2 protein-coding genes are annotated in these 6,124 nt (G+C 64.4%); both read right to left on the reverse strand.

Translation table 11 applies throughout. The features are described 5' to 3' along the window. Nucleotides 1-83 precede the first annotated feature (83 nt). On the reverse strand, nucleotides 84-1,349 hold the full coding sequence (locus BLQ55_RS30180; protein WP_170847654.1) for a glycosyltransferase: 1,266 nt from the start codon (nucleotides 1,347-1,349) through the stop codon (nucleotides 84-86). A 439-nt stretch (nucleotides 1,350-1,788) separates the two neighbouring features. Next, entirely contained in the window at nucleotides 1,789-6,111 is a 4,323-nt protein-coding gene (locus tag BLQ55_RS30185) for an amino acid adenylation domain-containing protein (protein WP_256326669.1), read from the reverse strand. Between the last annotated feature and the right edge of the window lie 13 nt (nucleotides 6,112-6,124).

Consider the following 6,124-nt stretch of genomic DNA (forward strand, 5'->3'; position numbering starts at 1 on the left):
TGGCCCGATGAAACGAGTGAAAAGAGTGATGCCTTCTGGCCGGGCCAATGGCAGTGCTGCGTCAGTCGCCAATCAATCCGTGATTACGCGACGCGATACGTCGCGGCTCTGCGGGCGATTGCCTCGATTTGCAGCGCTGCCGCTTCGCGGGCGCTGTCACCACTGGCCATCGCCTTGCTGTAGCGCTCACAACTGGCGCGCACGTCAGCACTGTTCAGCACCGTGTCCAGGGCCGAGGCCAGTGCCTCGGCGGAGGCCGGCGTGGACACCTGCAAGCCGCACCCCAGGCGTTGCATTCGCGCGGCGTTGTCGAAATGGTCGTGGGCAAATGGGGTGGTGATCTGTGGCACTCCGGCGGCGATTGCCAGGGCCGTGGTCCCGACGCCTCCGTGATGCACCAGGGCCGAGGTATGGGGCAGGATGCGGCTCATGGGAACATAAGGCCTGACCAGGATCCTGCCGTCGCTGGACAACGACGGGTCGACCGGCTGGCGGGTCAGGAACACGCCGCGGCGGTCGATCAACTTCAGTGCTTTCGCCGCCGCGGCGAAGTACTGTTCGGCATTGACCGTCGTCGAGCCCGGGGTGAACACCACCGGTGGGGATGCATTCAAAAAGTCCTCCAGCTCGGCGTCTGGCGCCTCGAAACCGGATTCATCGAATAACGGGAACCCGGTCAGTACCGTCTGGGCAGGCCAGTCCTGTTGGATCGGGGCGAACCAGTCCGGAAACAACCCCAATACCCGGTCGGGCGAGGAAATCCACTGGCTGATGATGCGTTTGACCGCAGGCAAGCCCAGTTCCCGGCGAAAACCGTTGAGCTCAGGCTTCATGAGCCGATCGAGGAAGGTGTGCTCGATGACCCCCAGCAGCAGGCGTCGCAAGGGATACGGTACGAAGGCCGGCAGGTTCGTTCCAGGCGGATGGACGGGGCGCGCGAGGGGCGACCAGATGGCGAAGGGTGTGACCTGGCCAGTGACCAGTGGGATGCCGTGTCTTTCCTGTAGCAGCCGCGCGGAAAACGCCCACAACGAGCCGAGCAGGATGGTGTCGTCGTCACAGGCTTGTTCCAGTAGCCGATACTGTTCGCGCAACGTGCCACCGACGGTTTTCCATAGGGTGGGCAGTGACGTGCGCGGATGCCACAACGCCGGGTCAGCCATGACCGCTTGATATTCCTCGCGGGTACCCAAGGGCAGGAACTTGAAGCCACAGCGCTCGATCACCGGAGCGAACACCGCGCTGGCGCAAAAGGTTATCCGATGCCCGCGTGCGGCGAGGGTGCGGCCGATCCCGATAAATGGGTGAACGTCACCGGCTGAGCCGATGGCCGTAATGATCACATGCATAAGGCTCCCTTTTAGAGTGATCGTGCGGTGGGTGACAGTCCTGATCGGCGGCCGACCGGACATCGCCTGTGGACTCCATCCACAAAAAACGATTCAGCTTGAGGGGGTATTTAAGCGGTTGCGGGTAGGAAACGTCTGTAGCGGAAAACGGGGACATTCCGGCCCGCAGATCAGGGATGAAACCTGTGGGGGCTTGCTCGCGAAGCGGTGGGGCAGTGTGTGCCGATGTTGGCTGTGCCGCCGTCATCGCGAGCAAGCTCGCTCCCACAGGGATCCGGGGGTGTTCATTAAGTCTGCATTCACCACAGGAAACCAAGGTGTCATGAAGTCTGCATTCACCACAGGCCCCTTGTGGGAGCGAGCTTGCTCGCGATGACGATGGATCAGCCTCCACACCTCGGGCTGCCCAGCGAATCGCTCGCGGGACAGCCCGGGGCTGTCATGACAGCGTGGCGGTTTTCAAGGCCTGGGAAATCGCCTCGCCCAGCCGGGCCACGTGGGGCGCCTTGACCAGTGTGTTGTGGGTGCCGGGCAGGGCCGTCACGTTCACCTGATCCTGCAGCAACGCACGCCAGCCCAGGGTCGGGTCGCTGCGTTGCTGATCCTTCGCGGTGAACAACGACACCGTGAGCGGGCTGGGCGGGCTGACGTAGCTGCCGATGGCCAGCCGCGTGGCATAGGCGACGCCCAGGTGCGTGCGCAGCAGGGCAGCGTCGATGTCATCGGGCAACTCCTCCGGTAGCAGGCGATGGGTCATGCACAGTGTCAGCATCGCCTCGATGGCAGAGTCTTCCGCCAGCGCCGTCAGTTGCCGGAGCAGATCAGGGTCGATCCCCTCGGGTAGCCAGGCCATCAGGAACTGCGCTTCACTGATCGATGACTCGGGCAGCGGGTCTGGACGGGTCGACGTATCGATGATGCCGAGGAACTCTATGGCCTCACCGCCGGCCTGCAGTTGGCGCGCCATTTCATAGGCGATCAGGCCACCGGCCGACCAACCGGCGATCCGGTACGGACCTTGCGGCTGGACCTGGCGGATGGCCGTCAGGTAACGCGTTGCAATGGCCGGCACATCGGACAGCGGGGCCTCGCCCGCCGCCAAGCCACTGGCGGCCAAGCCATAGACCGGTATCTGGGGATCGAGCGTGGGCGCCAGGTCCCGCGCATATTGCACCTCACCGCCCAGGGGATGGACCAGATACAGCGGTCGCTGGGAGCCGGTGCGGCGGATCGGCACCAGATTGCGCTGGACGCCGGGCCGGGACTGGCCATCGAGGGTCCTGGCGAAACCGGCGATGGTCGGCTCGACGAACAGGTCACGCACGGCGATCGGTTTCCCGAGGACTTTGCGCAGGCGAGAGGCCATTTGCACCGCCATCAGCGAAATGCCACCGAGGCTGAAGAAGTCGTCGTGGCGGCTGATCCGTTCCTGTTTGAACAGGTCCTGCCAGAGGGCCGCGATGGCGATCTCGGTATCCCCTTGAGGCGCTTCATAAGGCAACGGCACGGGACCGTCTTCTGCGATGACGGGCTGGACGACGGCAGTGGCCGAGCGCTCCAGCGGCGGCGTGTCCTGCAACAATTGGCCGATGGATTGCTGTGCGTCGGTCACCAGGTTTTCCAGGACCTTGGCAAACAATCCGGCGATGTTCTGCACGGTGTGTGTGTCGAACAGGTCGTTGGCGTATTGCAGGCTGCCAGCGATGCGTTCGCCATTGTCGATCAGCGACAGCGACAGGTCGAACTGCGTGGTGTTGTGGGGGCTTGCCAGGGTTTGTACCTCGAGCCCGGGCAACTGCAACGGTGCCGGTGGCGTGTTGTCCAGGCTCAGCATCACCTGGAACAGCGGGCTGTGGCTCATGCTGCGAGTCGGTTGCAGGGCGCTCACCACCTGTTCGAAGGGCAGGTCCTGGTGATTGTAGGCGGCCAGGGTCAGGTCCTTGATTTTCCCCAGCAGCTCGTCGATGCGGGTCTCACGCTCGGTGGAGACTCTCAACGCCAGGGTGTTGGCGAAGAAACCGATCAACGCTTCCAGCTCCGGACGCTGACGGTTGGCCACCGGCGTGCCGACCACTACATCCGCCTGGCCACTCAGATGGCTCATCAACACTGACCAGCCCGCCAGCAGCACCATGAACAACGTGGTGCCCCGGGCCTGGCTGAATGCACGCAGATCGGCGCTGAGGGTGGGCGAAAAGCTGCACTCGATGATGCCACCGGTATACCGCTGTATCGCCGGGCGCGGACGATCCAGCGGCAGGTTCAGCAGCACGGGCGCACCTTCCAGGTGTTGCCGCCAGAAGTCGATCTGCGTTTGCAGCGCCGGGCCTTCAAGGGATTGTCGCTGCCAGGCGGCATAGTCCACGTATTGCAGCGCCAGGGGCGGCAACGGGTCTTTCTGGCCTTGAGTGAAGGCGTTGTAGAGCACGCTGACCTCGCGAGCCAGCACGCTGTTGGACCAGCCATCGGAAACGATGTGATGCAGGGTGATGAACAGCACATGTTCGTCATCGGCCACTTGCACCAGGTGGCCGCGCATCAGTGGCCCGCTGTGCAAGTCGAACAACTGCGTGGCGTTGATCTGGCCGAGGTGCTCGAGCGTGGCCTGGCGTTCAGCGGGGGCCATTGCACGCAGGTCCTGCTGCTCCAGGCGGAAACCGTAGTCGGCCGGGGCGATTTTTTGCAGTGGCTCGTCGTCCACCCATTCGAATCGCGTGCGCAAGGTTTCGTGGCGCGCCACCAGGCGGTCGAGGGTCGCTTGCAGCGCAGCTTTGTCCAGCATCCCTTTCAGGCTCAAGGCCAATGGCAGGTGATAGGCCGCACCGGCCGCGTGGTCCAGATGATCGAGGAACCACAACCGCTGTTGCGAAAAGGACAACGGCAGTCGTCCCGCGCGATTGGCCAATGGAATCGAGACCGATTCAGTTGGCGATGCGCCGTGCACCAGGGCGGCGAGGCCACGCACCGTCGGCGCGTCGAACAGTTCGCGCAAGGTCACCCGTGCACCCAGCTTGCGTCGCAGCCGCGAGAGCAACTGCACGGCGAGCAGCGAATGGCCGCCCAGTTCGAGGAAGCCGTCGTGACGGCCGACCTGATCCAGATGCAGCAATCCTTTCCAGATCTCGGCGATGGCGATTTCAGTGTCGCCCTGGGGCGCCTCGTAGGTTTTGCTCGCCAGGGCTTCCTGGCCGGGCGCCGGCAGGGCGCGACGGTCGAGCTTGCCGTTGGCGGTGAGGGGCAGGGCATCAAGGTGCACGAACGCGCTGGGTACCATGTATTCGGGCAGGCCGCTCAACAACGCGCTGCGCAGTTGCTCGGCCGGGACCGGTTCGCCGCAGACATAGGCGACCAGGCGCTTGCTCTCCGAATCGCCTTGGCTGTCTTCTCGGGCGATCACCACGGCCTCGCGGATGCCCGGGCAGGCCACCAGTGCGTTTTCGATTTCACCCAATTCGATACGGAACCCACGAATCTTCACCTGGAAGTCATTGCGCCCCAGGTACTCCAGAGTGCCGTCGGCGAGCCAGCGACCGAGGTCGCCGGTCTTGTACAGGCGTGCGTTCGGCTCGGTGCTGAACGGGTCTTTAATAAAGCGTTCAGCGCTCAGCTCCGGCCGGTTCAGGTAACCCCGGGCCACGCCGGCGCCGCCGATGTGCAGCTCACCGGCCACGCCCAACGGTGTCGGTTCACCTCGCGCATCCAGCACGTGCACCTGGACGTTGGCAATCGGCCGGCCAATGCTCGGACGCTCGCCCAGGTCACGGATCAGGTCGATGGTGGCGTCCACCGTGCATTCGGTGGGGCCGTACATGTTGTAGAAGCGGATGCTTGGGCAGTTGCGCAGTTTCTCCCAGGTCGCGGCATTGATGGCCTCGCCACCGAGCAGCACGCTCACCGGCTGGTAGCTGCTGCGTTCCAGCAGGCCGGCGGCGAGCAGGGTGTCGAGCTGCGACGGCGTGGAATCGAAGGCGTGCACCTGGTGCTGTTCGAGGAAGTCGAGCAGTTCATGGCCGCTGGCGCGGATCAGTTGTGGGATGATCACCAGCCGATGGCCGGAGAACAGCTGGGAGATGCCCTTGATCGACATGTCGAAGAAGAACCCGGCATTCAGGGCCACGGTGGCCGGGCTTGGGCAATGCTGGTGGGTGGTGCGGGTGAGCACCTGCCAGAAGTTGAACACCGAACGGTGCTCGACCATCACGCCCTTGGACTGGCCGGTGGAGCCGGAGGTGTAGATCACATAGGCCAGATGCTCAGGCGTCAGGCCGGGCACCTGCGGGTTGGCATCAAAAGCCGCGTCATCCGCCGCTCGCCGCGAATCGCTCGTGTCGAGCAAGAGCAGCGGCAGCTCGCCGGACGGCAGGGCAAGGGCCGCTTGGGTCAGCAAGGCCCGAGGCTGGCTGTCCTGGAGCATGAAGGCCATGCGCTCCGCGGGGTGGGCCGGGTCGATGGGCACGTAGGCGGCGCCGGCCTTGAGCACGCCGAGCAGGCCGACGATCATGTCCAGGCTGCGTTCGGCACAGATCGCCACGCGCTGATCGGGTTCGACGCCCAGTTCGAGCAACTGTCGAGCCAGGTGGTTGGCGCGACGGTTGAGCTGGCGGTAGGTCAGTTGCTGCTGTTCGCAGACCAGGGCCACGGCGTCGGGGTTGGCCTGGACCTGGGCTTCGAACAGGTGCTGGATCGGTTGTGCCGTGCCGAAATCCGTGGCGGTGTGGTTGAAGTCCGCCAGCAGCAATTGCCGCTCGGTGTCGGGGAGCACGTCCAGATCGCTG

Origin of the sequence: Pseudomonas sp. NFACC13-1 (assembly GCF_900104425.1) — a bacterium.
In the GTDB taxonomy this organism is placed as follows: Bacteria; Pseudomonadota; Gammaproteobacteria; order Pseudomonadales; family Pseudomonadaceae; genus Aquipseudomonas; species Aquipseudomonas fluorescens_AA.

Coding starts and splice junctions, on each gene's coding strand:
- BLQ55_RS30180 (WP_170847654.1), bottom strand. CDS start 1,349: ATGCATGTGATCATTACGGCCATCGGCTCAGCCGGTGACGTTCACCCA.